The sequence below is a fragment of the Bradyrhizobium sp. CCBAU 51765 genome, from assembly GCF_015291725.1.
GTDB classification, from domain to species: Bacteria; Pseudomonadota; Alphaproteobacteria; order Rhizobiales; family Xanthobacteraceae; genus Bradyrhizobium; species Bradyrhizobium liaoningense.
In genome coordinates this window covers 103,134-119,902 of the sequence record NZ_CP030038.1, presented here as the reverse complement: position 1 = coordinate 119,902, position 16,769 = coordinate 103,134, and the positions used below count along the sequence as shown (strand labels likewise).

Annotated in this window: 18 protein-coding genes and 1 tRNA gene; 10 read left to right on the top strand and 9 right to left on the bottom strand. The window is 64.3% G+C overall.

Annotated elements, in window-relative coordinates; translation table 11 throughout:
* Positions 1 to 49: 49 nt before the first annotated feature.
* From ugpE to XH96_RS00500, 5 genes are all read right to left on the bottom strand, one after another.
* Positions 50 to 898, bottom strand: a complete 849-nt coding sequence (gene ugpE, locus XH96_RS00520; protein WP_194390602.1) for a sn-glycerol-3-phosphate ABC transporter permease UgpE — start codon at positions 896 to 898, stop codon at positions 50 to 52.
* A complete protein-coding gene (gene ugpA, locus XH96_RS00515) occupies positions 898 to 1,779 on the bottom strand; it encodes a sn-glycerol-3-phosphate ABC transporter permease UgpA (protein ID WP_194390601.1) in 882 nt (293 codons plus the stop codon). Before ugpA ends, ugpE begins: the two co-directional genes overlap by 1 nt.
* 50 nt (positions 1,780 to 1,829) lie before the next feature.
* Positions 1,830 to 3,146, bottom strand: coding sequence for a sn-glycerol-3-phosphate ABC transporter substrate-binding protein UgpB (gene ugpB / locus XH96_RS00510; RefSeq protein ID WP_194390600.1), 1,317 nt, complete (start codon positions 3,144 to 3,146; stop codon positions 1,830 to 1,832).
* Positions 3,147 to 3,603: 457 nt separating this feature from the next.
* A complete protein-coding gene (locus XH96_RS00505) occupies positions 3,604 to 4,809 on the bottom strand; it encodes a CaiB/BaiF CoA-transferase family protein (RefSeq protein WP_194390599.1) in 1,206 nt (401 codons plus the stop codon).
* A 174-nt stretch (positions 4,810 to 4,983) separates the two neighbouring features.
* Positions 4,984 to 5,409, bottom strand: a complete 426-nt coding sequence (locus XH96_RS00500; RefSeq protein WP_194390598.1) for an organic hydroperoxide resistance protein — start codon at positions 5,407 to 5,409, stop codon at positions 4,984 to 4,986.
* A 156-nt stretch (positions 5,410 to 5,565) separates the two neighbouring features.
* Between XH96_RS00500 and XH96_RS00495 the strand changes: the two genes are divergently transcribed.
* Positions 5,566 to 6,027 carry a MarR family winged helix-turn-helix transcriptional regulator gene (locus XH96_RS00495; protein WP_028180119.1) on the top strand — a complete coding sequence of 154 codons (462 nt, stop codon included), beginning with the start codon at positions 5,566 to 5,568 and terminating at the stop codon, positions 6,025 to 6,027.
* A gap of 3 nt (positions 6,028 to 6,030) precedes the next feature.
* On the opposite strand, the gene XH96_RS00490 is transcribed toward XH96_RS00495, so the two are convergent.
* The 3 genes from XH96_RS00490 to XH96_RS00480 form a co-directional block, all read right to left on the bottom strand.
* Positions 6,031 to 6,267: a GIY-YIG nuclease family protein gene (locus XH96_RS00490; protein WP_194390597.1), complete on the bottom strand. Its 237-nt coding sequence runs from the start codon at positions 6,265 to 6,267 to the stop codon at positions 6,031 to 6,033.
* A 159-nt stretch (positions 6,268 to 6,426) separates the two neighbouring features.
* A tRNA-Ala gene (locus tag XH96_RS00485) sits at positions 6,427 to 6,502 on the bottom strand.
* Between the two features lie 95 nt (positions 6,503 to 6,597).
* On the bottom strand, positions 6,598 to 7,008 hold the full coding sequence (locus XH96_RS00480; RefSeq protein WP_035673723.1) for a TIGR02300 family protein: 411 nt from the start codon (positions 7,006 to 7,008) through the stop codon (positions 6,598 to 6,600).
* A gap of 160 nt (positions 7,009 to 7,168) precedes the next feature.
* Here XH96_RS00480 and aroA point away from each other — a divergent pair, with 160 nt between their 5' ends.
* The 8 genes from aroA (at position 7,169) to trpB (ending at position 15,379) form a co-directional block, all read left to right on the top strand.
* Positions 7,169 to 8,506, top strand: a complete 1,338-nt coding sequence (aroA, locus tag XH96_RS00475) for a 3-phosphoshikimate 1-carboxyvinyltransferase (protein WP_194390596.1) — start codon at positions 7,169 to 7,171, stop codon at positions 8,504 to 8,506.
* Positions 8,503 to 9,141, top strand: a complete 639-nt coding sequence (gene cmk, locus XH96_RS00470; protein WP_028180115.1) for a (d)CMP kinase — start codon at positions 8,503 to 8,505, stop codon at positions 9,139 to 9,141. The genes aroA and cmk overlap by 4 nt, the downstream gene beginning before the upstream one ends.
* A gap of 266 nt (positions 9,142 to 9,407) precedes the next feature.
* A complete protein-coding gene (gene rpsA, locus XH96_RS00465) occupies positions 9,408 to 11,114 on the top strand; it encodes a 30S ribosomal protein S1 (protein WP_194390595.1) in 1,707 nt (568 codons plus the stop codon).
* 384 nt (positions 11,115 to 11,498) lie between these two features.
* Positions 11,499 to 12,479 (top strand): signal peptide peptidase SppA, encoded by a 981-nt coding sequence (gene sppA / locus XH96_RS00460; protein ID WP_194390594.1) that lies wholly within the window; start codon positions 11,499 to 11,501, stop codon positions 12,477 to 12,479.
* 171 nt (positions 12,480 to 12,650) lie between these two features.
* Positions 12,651 to 12,956 (top strand): integration host factor subunit beta, encoded by a 306-nt coding sequence (locus XH96_RS00455; RefSeq protein WP_007598410.1) that lies wholly within the window; start codon positions 12,651 to 12,653, stop codon positions 12,954 to 12,956.
* An 81-nt stretch (positions 12,957 to 13,037) separates the two neighbouring features.
* Positions 13,038 to 13,430, top strand: coding sequence for a lipopolysaccharide assembly protein LapA domain-containing protein (locus tag XH96_RS00450; RefSeq protein ID WP_194390593.1), 393 nt, complete (start codon positions 13,038 to 13,040; stop codon positions 13,428 to 13,430).
* A 66-nt stretch (positions 13,431 to 13,496) separates the two neighbouring features.
* On the top strand, positions 13,497 to 14,168 hold the full coding sequence (locus tag XH96_RS00445) for a phosphoribosylanthranilate isomerase (protein WP_194390592.1): 672 nt from the start codon (positions 13,497 to 13,499) through the stop codon (positions 14,166 to 14,168).
* Positions 14,165 to 15,379 (top strand): tryptophan synthase subunit beta, encoded by a 1,215-nt coding sequence (gene trpB, locus XH96_RS00440; protein ID WP_194390591.1) that lies wholly within the window; start codon positions 14,165 to 14,167, stop codon positions 15,377 to 15,379. The genes XH96_RS00445 and trpB overlap by 4 nt, the downstream gene beginning before the upstream one ends.
* A gap of 79 nt (positions 15,380 to 15,458) precedes the next feature.
* On the opposite strand, the gene XH96_RS00435 is transcribed toward trpB, so the two are convergent.
* Complete coding sequence (locus tag XH96_RS00435; protein ID WP_194390590.1) at positions 15,459 to 15,803, bottom strand: endonuclease domain-containing protein; 345 nt, start codon at positions 15,801 to 15,803, stop codon at positions 15,459 to 15,461.
* A 72-nt stretch (positions 15,804 to 15,875) separates the two neighbouring features.
* Between XH96_RS00435 and trpA the strand changes: the two genes are divergently transcribed.
* Positions 15,876 to 16,712 (top strand): tryptophan synthase subunit alpha, encoded by an 837-nt coding sequence (gene trpA / locus XH96_RS00430; RefSeq protein ID WP_194390589.1) that lies wholly within the window; start codon positions 15,876 to 15,878, stop codon positions 16,710 to 16,712.
* Positions 16,713 to 16,769 lie beyond the last annotated feature (57 nt).

The window sequence follows — 16,769 nt, the reverse complement described above, 5'->3', positions numbered from 1 at the left end:
GCGAAGGCGCTATCTTCCATTCGCCATTCGCTACTCACTATTCGCCCCTTCATTTTTCCGTCTCGACCAGTCCGCGCACGAACAGCTTCTGCATGACGACGACGACGAACACCGGCGGCAGCATGGCCAGCACGGCGGTCGCCATCACGATCGGCCATTCGGTCAGCGCGTCGGTGGTGGTGATCATCTTGCGGATGCCGACCTGGATGGTCTGCATGTCGTCGCGCGTGGTGATCAGCAGCGGCCAGAGATATTGGTTCCAGCCGAGGATGAACAGGATCACGAACAGCGCCGCCATGTTGGTGCGCGACAGCGGCAGCAGCGTATCCCAGAAGAAGCGGAAGGGACCTGCGCCGTCGATGCGTGAGGCCTCCAGCAGCTCGTCCGGCACCGTCATGAAGAACTGGCGGAACAGCAGCGTCGCGGTGGCCGAGGCGATCAGCGGCAGCGACAGGCCGGCATAGCTGTCGAGCATGTGCAGATCGGCGACGATCTTGTAGGTCGGATAGATGCGAACCTCGACCGGCAGCATCAGGGTGATGAAGATCAGCCAGAAGATCGGCATCCGGAACGGAAAGCGGAAATACACGATCGCATAGGCCGAGATGATCGAGATCGCGATCTTGCCGACGGCGATCAAGAGCGCCATCACCAGCGAGTTCAGCATCATGTTGCCGACCGGCTCGCGGGTCGAGCCGCTCGTGCCGACGAAGATCGTCTGGTAGTAGGTCTCGAAGAAATGACCACCCGGCAGCAGCGACATCTGGCCGTTGGCGATCACCGCGTTGTCCTGGGTGGAGGCGATGAAGGCGAGATAGACCGGGAAGGCGACGATCGCGATCCCGATCCATAGGATGATGTGGGCGACGTAGCGCCGGAAGCCCTCTTCCTCGACCATCAGTAGGTCACCTTGCGTTCGACGAAGCGGAACTGGATGCCCGTCAGCACGATGACCATGAACATCAGGATCACCGACTGTGCCGCAGAGCTGCCGAGATTTCCGCCGAGCAGGCCGTCTGTATAGACTTTGTAGACCAGCGTCTCGGTCGACTTGCCGGGGCCGCCCCGGGTCATGGTGTCGATGATGCCGAACGTGTCGAAGAAGGCGTAGACGATGTTGACGACCAGGAGGAAGAAGATGGTCGGCGACAGCAGCGGGAAGGTCACGGTCCAGAACCGCCGCATCGGGCGCGCGCCGTCGATCGCGGCGGCCTCGAGCACGCTTCTGGGAATGCTCTGCAGGCCGGCGAGAAAGAACAGGAAATTGTAGGAGATCTGTTTCCAGGCCGCGGCGAGGATGATCAGTGCCGCGGCCTGGTCGCCGTCGAGCAGCGGATTCCAGTCGATGCCCAGGGCGCGCAGATAGCGCGAGAGCACGCCCAGCGAGGGATGCAGCATGAAGATCCAGAGCACGCCGACGACCGGCGGCGCCACCGCATAGGGCCAGATCAGAAGCGTGCGGTAGAGCATCGAGCCGCGCAGCGGCTTGTCCGCCATCACGGCGAGCAGCAGCGCAAACGACAGCGACGACACCGCGATCGCGAACGAGAAGAAGAAGGTGCGCAGGATCGCCTCGAAATAGGCGGGCTCCTTGAACAGGTCGATATAGTTCTCGAACCAGACGAAGCTGGTCGAGAGGCCGAAGGCGTCCTGGAGCAGGAAGGACTGGATCACCGCCTGCAAGGCCGGCCAGTAGAAGAAAACCAGGACGATCGCGAGCTGCGGCGCAACCAGCGCGTAGGGCAACAGCTTGGATTGGAAAATGGCTTGCTTTTGCATGATGCCCGCAGCAGCGGCAGGCCGGCTTCACCGGCCTGCCACTTGTCGCCTTACTTCACGGCGGTCTTTTCGAACTGCCGCAGCATCGTGTTGCCGCGCTCGACGGCCGAATCCAGCGCCTGCTTGGCGGTCTTCTTGCCGGCCAGCGCCTGCTCGATCTCTTCGGCCCAGACGTCGCGGAGCTGCACCATGTTGCCGAGGCGCAGGCCGCGCGAGTTCTCGGTCGGCTCCTTGTTGGTCAGCTCGAGCAGCGGCGTCTCGAGATAGGGCTGGTCCTTGTAGAAGCCTTCAGCCTTGGCCTTCTCATAGGCCGCCTTGGTGATCGGCAGATAGCCCGAGGACTTGTGGATGTAGACTTGGCGATCGGTATCGGAGAGGAACGTCAGGAACTTCGCCACACCCTTGTATTCTTCCGCCGACTTGCCGCCCATGATCCAGAGCGAGGCGCCGCCGATGATCGAGTTCTGCGGCGCGCCCTTCACGTCGGGATAATAGGGCATCGGCACCGCGGTGAAGGCGAACTTGGCCTGCGCCTTGACGTTGCCGAAGAAGGCCGACGAGGTCAGGTAGAGCGGGCATTCGCCTGACGTGAAGCGGCCTTCGCCGGTGTTGGTGCGGCCGGCATAGTCGTAGGTCTTGTCCTTCTGGAGCTCGACCAGCTTCTCGAGGTGCTTGACCTGGAGCGGCCCGTTGAACTGCAGCACGGTGTCGAAACCGTCGAGGCCGTTGGCCTTGCTGGCGAGCGGCACGTTGTGCCAGGCGGAGAGCTGCTCGAGATTGACCCAGGTGACCCAGGAGTTGGAGAAGCCGCAGGTGGGATGGCCGTTGTCGTGCAGCTTCTTGGCGGCGTCGAACACTTCAGGCCAGGTCTTCGGGATCTCGACATTCGCCTTCTTCAGCTCGTCGAGGTTGACCCACATGACGGTCGACGACGAGTTGAAGGGGAAGGACAGCATCTCGCCCTTCGAGGTCGAATAATAGCCGGTGATCGCGGGCAGATAGGCCTTGGGATCGAACTTCTCGCCGGTCTCGGCCATCAGCTTGTAGACCGGCTTCACGGCGCCGGTCGCGGCCATCATGGTGGCGGTGCCGACCTCGAACACCTGCATGATGTGCGGCGCGTTGCCGGCGCGGAACGCCGCGATGCCGGCGTTCATCGTATCGGCGTAGTTGCCCTTGTAGGTCGGGATCACCTTGTAGTCGCTCTGCGCGGTGTTGAAGTCGTTGGCGAGCTTGACGATGACGTCGTTGTTGGCGCCGGTCATCGCGTGCCACCACTGGATTTCGGTCACAGCCAGCGCCGGCGAAGCCGACAAGCCGACCGTGAGTGCAAATGCGGCAGCCGCACCAAAATGTCGAAGAGCCATCAAGAATCCTCCCTTGCCCGTCACTAAAGAAGCGCTTGCGCTAGCAGCACCATATGACGTTCACATGACTGTGTAAGCGGCCGAAACGAAAGCGGCAAGCGCTGGAAAAGGGAAGCCGGAAAATAGGCGAGGACGTGCGCGCGGCCGTTCGCGGTGCACATGCGTAGACGCGCCGCAGTGCGGCATTGGTTGATGCGGAAAAGGAAAAGGAGAGGGGCCGCCAGCGCGGAATGAGGTTGGGTTAGAACGGATGCGGCTCCGGGCGCCTTAACCTCTCCCGCTTGCGGGGGAAGTCGGCGCGCTCCGGGCGATGCGAAGCATCGTCCCCCGCGCGCCGGGTGAGGGCTCTCTCCTCTTTGGGGTAGTCCCATTGCGGAAGCACCCTCTCCCCAGCTCTCCCCGCAGGCGGGGGAGCGCACCGCATTTGCGGCAATGCTGCGGCCTATTCCATGAAACGCTAGCGCTTGCGCTCGGGGCCGCAGACCGTGCCCATCTCGACCATCGCGTCGATATCGGCCTTGGAGTAGCCGAACTCGCCGAGCACCTCCGCCGCGTGCTGGCTGAATTTCGGCGGCAGGCGGCGCAGGCTCGGCTTTGAGCGATCGAGCCGGATCGGTGACGCCACGCCCTTGTACCAGTCCTTCTCGATAATATCGCCACGGTAGATCGTGTGCGGGTTCGTCAATGCCTGGTCGATCTTCTGCACGGGGCCAGCGGGCAGGCCCGCCGCGAGCAGGCGATTGCACAGCGGCTCGGCCTCGTGCTGGCTGAACACGGCCGCAAGCTCGGCACGCAGCGCCTCGCGATTGGCGATACGGTCCTTGTTGCGGGCAAAGCGCGGGTCGGTGCCGAGCTCGGGCTTGCCGATCTCCTTGGCGAGCTTGCGGAAGGTGCCGTCATTGCCGACGCCGATGAAGATGTTGTCGGTCTTGGTCGGGAAGATCGCGTAGGGCACGAGGTTCGGGTGCTCGTTGCCGGTGAGCGACGGCGGCTTGCCATGCATGAAATAGTTCGCGGTGTGCGGATGCATGATGGCAAGGCCGGTCTCGTACAGCGTCGTCTCCAGGAACTGGCCCTTGCCGGAGCGCTGCCGCTCCGACAGCGCCATCAGGATGCCGATCGCCGCATAAAGGCCGGTGGTGATGTCGACCAGCGGCACGCCGATCCGCATAGGCCCGCTCTCGGGCGAGCCGGTTGCTGCGATCATGCCGGTCATGGCCTGGATGATGGCGTCATAGCCGGGATTGCCGCCGCGCGGGCCATCGGCACCGAAACCGCAGATCCGGCAATGCACGAGGCGCGGGAATTTTTCGCGCAAGCTCTCGTTGCCGATGCCCCACTTCTCCAGGGTGCCCGGCTTGAAATTCTCGATCAGGACGTCGGCGGTCTCCAGCATCTTCAGCAGCACGACGCGCCCGCCCTCGGAGGCGAGGTCGAGGCCGATCGAGCGCTTGTTGCGGTTGATGCCGACGAAATAGGCCGCGTCCTCCTCGTGGAACGGAGGGCCCCATTCGCGCACCTCGTCGCCCGCAGGCGGCTCGACCTTGATCACGTCGGCGCCATGGTCGGCGAGGATCTGGGTGCAATAGGGACCGCCGAGCACGCGCGTGAGATCGATGACGCGCAGTCCGCTCATGGCACCTGGGGCGGCTTCAGAACTCATGCCTTCGCTTCTCCTGTGTCGAGGTTCGGTCACAGGCCTAGCGAGGTTTGCCAGGAGCAGCAATGGCTCCCGGCGTAGAGCCGCATGCGCCGTCGCGCGTCAATGCCGCAGCGTGGCAAAACGACGAGGGCCGGCCCGGGGAGGTCCCGGGGGCCAGCCCATTCGCACTTTCGATCAGACGACAGTCAGGCGAACGTCGACATTGCCGCGCGTGGCGTTGGAGTAGGGGCACACCTGATGCGCCTTCGCGACCAGCGCCTCGGCCTCGGTGCGGGCAAGGCCCGGCAGCGAGACGGCCAGATCGATGTCGAGGCCGAAGCCGCCCTCGGAGCGCGGTCCGATGCCGACCGTGGAGGTGACGGAGGCGTCGGCCGGGACCTTCGGGCCGCCCTGCGAAGCCACGAACTTCATCGCGCCGATGAAGCAGGCGGCATAGCCGGCCGCAAACAGTTGCTCGGGATTGTTGCCGGCGCCGCCACCGCCGCCGAGCTCCTTCGGCGTGGTGAGCTTGACGTCGAGCGCGCCGTCGAGGGTCGCGGCATGGCCGTCGCGGCCGCCGGTGGCTTTTGCGCTGGTCTTGTAGAGGACGTTCACGGACATTGTGGTCTCCCTGGGGTTTTGGGGTAGGGCGCGATCTTTATTGCAGGCAATTAGATTGTGCGCAATTGAAATTGCGACGTCTCACATTTAATTGTTCGCAATTGAATGTGCCGCCGACCGGCCTCACAATGCGGCCGAACCTCGTGAGATTCTGCAATGGCCCGGAAACCATCGGCAGCGGACGCGCCGCTGCGGCTCGACAACCAGATCTGCTTTGCGGTTTATTCCGCAGCGCATGCCTTCAACCGCGTCTACAAGCCGCTGCTCGACCGGCTCGGCCTGACCTATCCGCAATATCTGGTGATGCTGGTGCTGTGGGAGCGCGACGACGTGCCGGTCAAGGACATCGGCGAGAAGCTGTTCCTGGATTCGGGCACGCTGACGCCGCTGCTCAAGCGGCTCGAGGCCGCCCATCTCGTCAAGCGCAGCCGCTCGCGCGAGGACGAGCGTCAGGTGCTGATCGCGCTGACGCCGCAGGGATACGCGCTCAAGGAAAAGGCCCGCGCCGTGCCGCAGTCGATCCTGGCGGCGTCGGATTGCTCGGTGTCGGAACTGGTCGCGATGAAGGACGAGATCGTGGCGCTGCGCGACAGGCTGAATGCGGTGATCGGGGAGTAGGGGCTAGAGGCGCTTCTTGGCGAAGGCACGGCCGGAAGCTGATTTCAGGTATCGCTCGAACCCGACGGCCTGCTTCTCGTCGCTGAATGCTATGTAGGTCTTGAGACGCCAGGGCCCGAATTTCGACGTGTGTGGTACCTCACCAGCATTGTGCTTCGCCAGTCGGGCCCGCAGGTCGTCGGTGATCCCGACATAGAAATGGAGGGAATCGAGGCTCTCCAGGATGTAGACGTACTTCATCGCACTCTCCCTGGTTGTCGAGGGAGGAGCTTACATCCAGTTTTGGTCCGGGAAAGCCCGGCTTCGCCCGTCGGGCTACGCCGCGGCAGCCTTCGCTCGCTTCGCTACGATGGAGCGGGGCTGGCTTGCCGAGCCGAAGCTCGCGAAGCGAGCGAAGGCTGGTGGAGCCAGGCGGGATCGAACCGCCGACCTCTTGCATGCCATGCAAGCGCTCTCCCAGCTGAGCTATGGCCCCTTAGTCCTTCACCGGGGTGAACCTGGTTGATCACCCCGGACCGGCGAGCCCAGCGACTCGCGCGGTGCACCCTTTTTCACAGATCAGGGCTGATCTCAAGTCTCTTCATCACCTCCGACGTCACCAATGATGTCGGTCACGTCCTCATCGCCCTCTTCCTCGTCGGCAATGAAGGTCGAATCATCATCATCGTCGTCGTCGATGGTCTCATCGACCTCGATATCATCCTCGGATTCCGGCACGACGGCCTTGACCTTGCCGGTATTTTCCTCGGCATCGGCCTCCTCGAGGGAGACCAACTCTTCGGCCTCCGCCGGCTCGGGCGCGGCATCCGCTGTCGCCGCGTGCCGGGCTTCGGCGCCGCGGGGGACGCGAGCGGGTGCCACCGGGGCGATCGGCACCACCTCGCCGGTATAGGGCGAGATCACCGGATTCTTGTTGAGGTCATAGAACTTCTTGCCCGTGGTCGGGCAAATACGTTTGGTTCCGAGTTCGGACTTGGCCACGGCAGGAATCCTGGGAATGTCTGAAAAGCGGTGCTTCACTTGGCTAGTTGGCGGCCCGCTGTCAATAGCGCATTACAGGAGAACGACATGCCCGTGACGAGGCGCGGACCATGTGGTACCTGCGCCGCAGCCCGGTGAGGGCGCATCCAAGGACACAATCTTGACCCATTCCGACCAACCGAGGCCGCTCCAGGCTCGCGCCAGCGGTCCCCTGACCGGGAAAGTACGGGTGCCCGGGGACAAATCGATCTCCCACCGCGCCCTCATCCTGGGCGCGCTCGCGGTCGGCGAGACCAGGATTTCGGGCCTGCTGGAGGGCGAGGACGTCCTCAACACAGCCAAATCCATGCAGGCGCTCGGCGCCAGGGTCGAGCGTACCGGCGATTTCGCGTGGAAGGTGCAAGGTGTGGGCGTTGGGGGCTTCGCCCAGCCCAAGGCGCCGCTGGATTTTGGCAATTCCGGCACCGGCTGCCGGCTGGTCATGGGCGCCGTTGCCGGCTGCCCGATCTCGGCGGTGTTCGACGGCGACGCCTCGCTGCGCAGCCGCCCCATGCGCCGGATCCTTGATCCGCTGGAAAAAATGGGCGCCAGGGTCGTGTCCGGGGGCGAGGGCGGCCGCCTGCCGCTGACCCTCCAGGGCGCGCGCGATCCGCTGCCGATCACCTACAGGACCCCGGTCGCGTCGGCCCAGATCAAATCGGCTGTGCTGCTGGCGGGCCTGGCTGCGCCGGGCACCACGACCGTGATCGAGAGCGAGGCCAGCCGCGACCACACCGAGCTGATGCTGAAGCATTTTGGCGCCGACATCAACTCGGCCCAGGAAGGCCAGCATGGCCGCCGCATCACGCTGGTGGGCGAGCCCGAACTGCATGGCGCCAATGTCGTCGTCCCCGCCGATCCCTCTTCGGCGGCCTTCCCGATTGTTGCGGCGCTGGTCGTCGAGGGCTCCGATATCGTGCTGTCCGACGTCATGACCAATCCGCTGCGCACCGGTCTGTTCACCACGCTGCGCGAAATGGGCGCCTCGATCGAGGAGAGCGAAGTGCGGGGCGATGCCGGCGAGCCGATGGCGCGCCTGCGCGTGCGTGCGTCGAAGCTGCGCGGCGTCGAGGTGCCGCCGGAGCGCGCGCCCTCGATGATCGACGAATATCTGGTGCTGGCGGTCGCAGCCTCCTTCGCCGAAGGCACCACGATCATGCGCGGGCTGCAGGAGCTGCGCGTCAAGGAATCCGACCGGTTGGAGGCGACCGCCGCCATGCTTCGCGTCAACGGCGTCAAGGTCGAGGTCTCAGGCGACGATCTGATCGTCGAAGGCCGCGGCCACGTCCCGGGCGGCGGCACTGTCGCCACCCACATGGACCATCGCATCGCGATGTCCGCGCTGGTGATGGGCTGCGCCTCCGATCAGCCGGTGACGGTCGACGACACCGCCTTCATCGCCACCAGCTTTCCGGACTTCATTCCGATGATGCGTTCGCTAGGGGCCGAGTTCTCATGATCATCGCCATCGACGGGCCCGCGGCTTCGGGCAAGGGGACGCTCGGCAAGCGCCTCGCCCACCATTACGGCTATCGTCATCTCGATACCGGCGTGATCTATCGCGCGGTCGCCTATGCCTTGATGCAGTCAGGGCACGATCTCAACGACGAGGCGGCTGCGGTGCAGGCCGCGTTGGAGCTCGATCCCGAGAAGTTCGGCAATCCGGCGCTGAAGACCCAGAAGGCCGGCGAGGGTGCCTCGATCGTCTCGGCGATCCCCAGGGTCCGCGAGGTCCTGGTCAACTTCCAGCGGCAATTCGCCGCCGATCCGCCCGGGGCGGTGCTGGACGGCCGGGACATTGGAACCGTGATCTGCCCCCATGCCGACGTGAAGATCTTCGTCGTCGCAGACCCCAAGGTCCGCGCGCGCCGCCGCACCATGGAGGCCAGGGCGAGGGGCGAGGAGGCGGACGAGGCGGCCGTGCTCGCCGACATCATCCAGCGCGACGAACGCGACAAGAACCGGCCGATTGCGCCTTTAAAGCCGGCCCCGGATGCTTACTTGCTAGATAACTCCCAACTGGATATAGAAGGCGGCGTCCGGGCCGCCATCGACATTATCGAGGCCGTCCGAGCGGGCCGGTCGCGGGGTTAAGCCGCAGCCGTCATTGGAGGAAGCGCCCGCTCCCGCCTCTTTGATGTCGATACCTCGGTCCCTGTTTCGGGGCCGGCGCGATCCAGGCTCCGGACAAAGATTCCACGTATCGAACGCGCGGGCCTCTGCCGGCCCGCTTCCGCTGTTCCGGCGCCGAGCCGGGGCAGCGAGCGGTCGCTCGAAGGTTTTTGCGGACCTTCCGACACTGCGCGTGCGATGCGCCCATGAACCCAACGGCCGGCAAGACACCCGCAACTGGAGAACAAATGGCTTCGACTTCTGCTGATACCTATAGCCCCTCGCGTGACGATTTCGCCGCGATGCTCGACGAGTCCTTCGCAGGCGGCAACCTGCAGGAAAGCTCCGTCGTCAAGGGCAAGGTGGTTGCAATTGAAAAGGACATGGCCGTCATCGACGTCGGCCTGAAGACCGAGGGCCGCGTCGCGCTGCGCGAATTTTCCGGCCCCGGCCGTGAAAGCGACCTCAAGGTCGGCGACGAGGTGGAAGTGTTCCTCGATCGCATCGAAAACGCGCTCGGCGAAGCCGTGCTGTCCCGCGACAAGGCGCGCCGCGAAGAGAGCTGGGGCAAGCTCGAGAAGGCGTTCCAGAACAACGAGAAGGTCAACGGCGTCATCTTCAACCAGGTCAAGGGCGGCTTCACGGTCGACCTCGACGGTGCCGTGGCGTTCCTGCCGCGCTCGCAGGTCGACATCCGCCCGATCCGTGACGTTGCGCCGCTGATGAACAACTCGCAGCCGTTCCAGATCCTCAAGATGGACCGCCGCCGCGGCAACATCGTCGTCTCCCGCCGCACGGTGCTGGAAGAGACCCGCGCCGAGCAGCGTCAGGAGCTGGTGCAGAACCTCGAAGAGGGTCAGGTCATCGACGGCGTGGTCAAGAACATCACCGATTACGGTGCGTTCGTCGACCTCGGCGGCATCGACGGCCTGCTGCACGTCACCGATATCGCGTGGCGCCGCGTCAACCACCCGACCGAGGTGCTCTCGATCGGCCAGACCGTGAAGGTCAAGATCATCAAGATCAACCACGAGACGCACCGCATCTCGCTGGGCATGAAGCAGCTGCTGGACGATCCGTGGCAGGGCATCGAAGCCAAGTACCCGCTGGGTGCCCGCTTCACCGGCCGCGTTACCAACATCACCGACTACGGTGCGTTCGTCGAGCTCGAGCCGGGCATCGAAGGCCTGATCCACGTCTCCGAGATGTCGTGGACCAAGAAGAACATGCATCCCGGCAAGATCGTCTCGACCTCGCAGGAAGTCGACGTGCAGGTGCTGGAAGTCGATTCCGTCAAGCGCCGCATCTCGCTCGGCCTCAAGCAGACCATGCGCAACCCCTGGGAGGTCTTCGTCGAAGCTCACCCGACCGGTTCGGTGGTCGAGGGCGAGGTCAAGAACAAGACCGAGTTCGGTCTGTTCCTGGGTCTCGAGGGCGACGTCGACGGCATGGTCCACCTCTCCGACCTCGACTGGAAGCTTCCGGGCGAGCAGGTGATCGACAACTACAAGAAGGGCGACATGGTGAAGGCCGTGGTGCTCGATGTGGACGTCGAGAAGGAGCGCATCTCGCTCGGCATCAAGCAGCTCGAAGGCGACCCCTTCGCCGAGCCGGGCGATGTCAAGAAGGGCGCGGTCGTGACCTGCGAAGTGCTCGAAGTGAAGGAGAGCGGTATCGAGGTGAAGATCGCCGGTACCGACTTCACCACCTTCATCAAGCGCTCCGAGCTTGCGCGTGACCGCAACGACCAGCGTGCCGAACGCTTCGCCGTCGGCGAGAAGGTCGATGCCCGCGTGATCCAGTTCGACAAGAAGGCCCGCAAGGTCCAGGTGTCGATCAAGGCGCTTGAAGTCGCCGAAGAGAAGGAAGCCATCGCGCAGTACGGCTCTTCCGATTCGGGCGCGACGCTCGGCGACATTCTGGGCACCGCGCTCAAGAACCGCGACAGCAAGTAAGCGAATCGTACGTTTCGCTGACATCAAGGCCCCGGCGCGAGCCGGGGCTTTTTTTATTTTTGGAGCCTCATATTCCGCTGTCGTCCCTGACAAGCGCAGCTCTGGACAACGTGTAGCGTTGTCCAGAGCGGAGCGCAGATCAGGGATCCATGACCACAGGATCGAGTTTGGCGAAGATTCGCGGTTGCCAGCTCGCGCGACAACTTCTCCCTGTGGTTATGGATCCCCGCCTTCGCGGGGATGACGACTGCGTCTGCGGCGGCTTGCTCGCCCCTCACCAAGCCTTGTTTTCTTCAAATTGCGCCGCAATTGATGTATCCAGATAAGCCAATGGTCACGCTGTGACGGCACAACGCGCCCAGCCTTTCATTTGGAGATATTCCGATGTCGCTCGATTCGGACATCATCGTCGATCGCCGCAGGATCCGCCGCAAGCTGACGTTCTGGCGTGTGATGGCCGCGCTGATCGCGATCGCGGCGATCGCGAGCTTCGCGCTGATCGCGACACCCGGGGCGCGCGGCACCTTCGCATCCGTCGGCTCGATCGCACGCGTGCATATCGATGGGTTGATCCGCAGCGATTCCGAGCGCACCGAGGCGCTGGAGCGGCTGGAGAATTCGGCCGCCGCCGCCGTCATCGTTCACATCAACTCGCCGGGCGGCACCACTGCCGGCTCCGAGCAGCTCTACGACTCGCTCACCCGCCTGAAGGCGAAGAAACCGCTGGTCGTCGTCGTCGAGGGTCTCGCCGCATCGGGTGGCTACATCACGGCGATTGCGAGCGACCACATCGTCGCCCAGCAGAGCTCGCTGGTCGGCTCGATCGGCGTGCTGTTCCAGTACCCCAACGTCTCCGAGCTGCTGAAGACCATCGGCGTCAAGGTCGAGGAGGTGAAGTCCTCACCGCTGAAGGCGGCACCCAACGGCTTTGAGCCGACCAGTCCCGAGGCGCGGGCCGCGCTCGATGCGCTGGTCAAGGATTCCTACGCCTGGTTCAAGGGGATGGTGAAGGAACGGCGTGGCATGGATGACACGCAGCTCGAAAAAGTCGCCGATGGCCGCGTCTTCACCGGGCGCCAGGCGATCGATCTCAAGCTGATCGACCAGATCGGCGACGAGAAGACGGCGGTGGCCTGGCTGGTCGAGCACAAGGGCGTCAAGAAGGGGCTTCCGGTACGCGATTACAAGCTTCAGCCGCGCTTTGGCGATCTGACTTTCCTCAAGACGGCGGCCGCCGTGACGCTGGAAGCGCTCGGTTTGAGCTCGATTGCGCATCAGATCGGCCAAACCGGCGTCGCGCAGGCGGTCGACCGGCTCGGAATGGATGGCATGCTGGCCTTGTGGCAACCGGCCGCATCAAACTGACTGGAACAGGCGAGTTCCACGAGGTTTTCTCGCCCTGCGAGTGCCGGCGCAGCACGCTTTTTCGGCATTTGTCACGTATTTTCGCGATGCCCAGCCTTGATTTAGCGTCTTGACAGATCACGGTATTTTCACGGAAATGGTCATCCGCACGCTCCCGGGTCCTATCTCTCGATGATCAAATCCGAACTTGTTCAGCGTATCGCCGAGCACAACCCGCATCTGTACCAGCGGGATGTCGAGAACATTGTGAATGCGATTCTCGAGGAGATCGTAGCCGCGCTTGCGCGCGGTGACCGCGTCGAGCTGCGCGGCTTCGGTGCCTTCTCGGTCAAGCACCGCCCTGCGCGCGCAGGGCGCAATCCACGCACCGGCGCCCATGTGCCCGTCGACCAGAAGAGCGTTCCGTTCTTCAAGACCGGCAAGGAAATGCGCGAGCGGCTGAACCGCGACCATCCGGATCCCGGCGCGCCAGACTAAAGCGCGATGTGAGCGCGCTTTAGGGTTTTTTGCGGTCGCGCGGATGCGGCCGCAGGCTTGATTCAAGGCGAGCGAAGCGAGATGCGAAAGTTCCTGACCGCGCTGATCGTGATTCCGCTGGGCGTGGTCCTGGTCGCGTTCGCCGTCGCCAACCGGCATTTCGTCACGGTCTCCTTCGATCCCTTCATTTCCGACGACCCGTCGCTGTCGCTGACGTTGCCGCTGTTCCTGCTCCTGATCCTGGTGGCTGCGCTGGGCGTCGTGGTCGGCGGCTCGGCCGTCTGGTTCGGCCAGCGGCGCTGGCGGCGCGCGGCGCGCCGGAATGACGCGGAAGCCCGGACCGCCAGGGCCGAACTGGCCGATCTTCGGGCCCAGACGGCCGCGGCCAGGCCCGAGCCCCAGCGCCTTCCCTCTCCCTCCGGGGTGGGCCTGTATGGGCCCATCGGGCGAGACAAGCAGCGCGCGACGTTGTAGAAGCGGCCCCGACCGAAAGCCCCGTTTTCCGGCCGCGGACCAGCGGCCTCCATCTGCTTTGAGACCATGTCCCTGCTCGTCAAAATCTGCGGCCTGTCCACGCGGGAGACGCTTCAAACGGCGCTCGACGCCGGTGCCGACATGGTGGGATTCGTGTTCTTTCCGCCGTCGCCGCGACATCTCTCTCTGGAGGCCGGGCGCGAGCTGGGCCGCCAGGTGAAGCAGCGCGCGCTCAAGGTCGCGCTCACGGTCGACGCCGACGACGCCACGCTCGACAACATCATGGACACGCTGTCGCCGGACATCTTCCAGCTCCATGGCAGGGAGAGCGTGGCGCGGCTGCGCGACATCAAGCAGCGCTTCGGCCGTCCGGTGATGAAGGCGGTGCCGGTCGCAACATCGGCCGATCTTGCCGTGCTGCCGGGCTACGCCGCAGTCGCCGACAGCATTTTGTTCGACGCGCGCGCGCCGAAGGATGCGACGCGGCCCGGCGGCCTGGGGGAGCCCTTCGACTGGCACCTGCTGGAAAATCTCGATCTGAAACTGCCCTACATGGTCTCGGGCGGGCTTCACGCCGACAACGTCGCTGAAGCCCTCCGCCTCACCCGCGCCGGCGGCGTCGACGTGTCCTCCGGTGTCGAGAGCGCCCCAGGCGTCAAGGATCCCGAGATGATCAAGGCCTTCATTCGCGCCGCGCGCGCCAGCCAAGATACAAGTCAAGAGTTGAGTGTCCGATGACCGTCGCCAAACCCAATTCCTACCGCAGCGGCCCCGACGAGCGCGGCCATTTCGGCATCTTCGGGGGCCGCTTCGTCGCCGAAACCCTGATGCCGCTCATCCTCGACCTGGAAAAGGCCTACACCGCCGCCAAGGCCGATCCGGCCTTCCAGGCCGAGATGAACGGCTATCTCAAGAACTATGTCGGCCGGCCTTCGCCGCTCTATTTCGCCGAACGCCTGACCGAGCATCTCGGCGGCGCCAAGATCTACCTGAAGCGCGAAGAGCTGAACCACACCGGCTCGCACAAGGTGAACAATGTGCTCGGCCAGATCATGCTGGCGCGGCGCATGGGCAAGAAGCGCATCATTGCCGAGACCGGCGCCGGCCAGCACGGGGTCGCCACTGCGACGCTGTGCGCGCGCTTTGGCCTGGAATGCGTGGTCTATATGGGCGCCGTCGACGTCGAGCGGCAGCAGCCCAACGTCATCCGCATGGAAATGCTGGGCGCGAAGGTGATGCCGGTGCAGTCGGGCACGCGCACGCTCAAGGACGCCATGAACGAGGCGCTCCGCGACTGGGTCACCAACGTGCACAACACATTCTATTGCATCGGTACGGTCGCAGGTCCGCATCCCTATCCGACGCTGGTGCGCGACTTTCAGTCGATCATCGGCAACGAGACCAAGGCGCAGATGCAGGAGGTCGAGGGACGCCTGCCGGATTCGCTGGTCGCCTGCATCGGTGGCGGCTCGAACGCGATGGGCCTGTTCCATCCGTTCCTCGATGATCCCACGGTCGAGATCTTCGGAGTCGAAGCCGCAGGCCATGGACTGACGCAACTGCATGCGGCCTCGATCGCGGGCGGCCGTCCCGGCGTGCTGCATGGCAACCGCACCTATCTCCTGATGGATGCGGACGGCCAGATCCAGGACGCGCATTCGATCTCGGCCGGCCTCGACTATCCCGGCATCGGGCCCGAGCATTCCTGGCTGCACGAGGTCGGCCGCGTGAACTATCTCTCCGCCACCGACGACGAGGCGCTCGCAGCGTTCCAGCTGCTGTCGAAGCTCGAAGGCATCATTCCCGCGCTCGAGCCCGCGCACGCCATCGCCAAGGTGATGGAGCTCGCGCCGAAGCGCGCAAAAGATCACCTGATGGTCGTCAATCTCTCCGGCCGCGGCGACAAGGACGTCCCGCAAGTCGGCGACATCCTGAGGGGCAAGAAGTGAGGCGGGCGTCGCTCTCTCTGCACCTCTCCCCGCCGGGGAGAGGTCGGCTGCGTAGCAGCCGGGTGAGGGGTCTCTCAGCTCACTCGAACCTTAGTGATGTCTGGATGAGCTCAAGCACGCCCTCGAGATTCTCGTACACATCCGTGTTCGAGACGCGAATGACGAGGAAACCGCAGGCCTCAAGCACCTTGGTCCTTGCTTCGTCGCGTTCGATCTCGGACAAGCTGGAATGTGTGACCCCGTCGACTTCAATGATGAGCTTCCCGTCCAGCGTCACGAAATCGACGACATATCGATCGACCGGATGCTGGCGACGAAACTTCCAGCGGGCAAGCTGCCGGTTGCGCAGCGCCTGCCAAAGCTTCGCTTCGGCACTCGTCTGCGACTCGCGGAGCCTTCGCGCTCTGGACTTGAATCTCTCCATCCCCCTCACCCGGCTGCTTCGCAGCCGACCTCTCCCCGGAGGGGAGAGGTATAGCACAGCGGCGGCCGGATCATGACCACGCGTATCGATACCCGTTTTGCCGAGCTGAAGAAGCAGGGCCGCTCGGCCTTCGTCACTTATGTGATGGCTGGCGATCCCGACCTCACGACGTCGCTCAATATCGTCAAGGCGCTGCCCAAGGCAGGCGCCGACGTCATTGAACTCGGCATTCCCTTCACCGATCCGATGGCGGATGGTCCCTCGATCCAGGCTGCAGGTCTGCGCGCGCTCAAGGCGGGCATGACCTTGAAGAAGACGCTCGGCCTGGTGCGCGACTTCCGCAAGGACGACAACGTCACGCCGCTGGTGCTGATGGGCTATTACAATCCGATCTATATTTACGGCGTCGACAAGTTTCTTGCTGATGCCAAGTCGGCGGGCGTTGACGGCCTGATCATCGTCGATCTGCCGCCGGAGGAAGACGACGAACTCTGTATTCCCGCGCTGAAGGCGGGCCTGAACTTCATTCGCCTGGCGACTCCGACCACCGACGACAAGCGTCTCCCCGCGGTGCTCGCGAACACGTCGGGCTTTGTCTATTACGTCTCTATCGCCGGCATCACCGGTGCTGCGGCGGCGGATGCGAATGTCGTCGGTGAAGCGGTCGCGCGCATCAAGCGGCATACCAAGCTGCCGATCTGCGTTGGTTTTGGCATCCGCACGCCGGAGGCTGCGCGCGCCATTGCCGAGAAGGCCGATGGTTCGGTGGTCGGCACCGCGCTGGTGGATGCGCTCAAGAACAGCCTCGACGCGGAAGGGCGGGCGACCGCCAAAACCGTTAACGCCGTCGCGGAATTGACGGCCGCCCTGGCCCAGGGCGTCAAGGGCGCACAACAGGCGGCGGAATAGCCATTCCGCTTCCCGGGCGGGCGAGACGGCGGCTTGCCGGGCAGCGGCCCGGCCGCC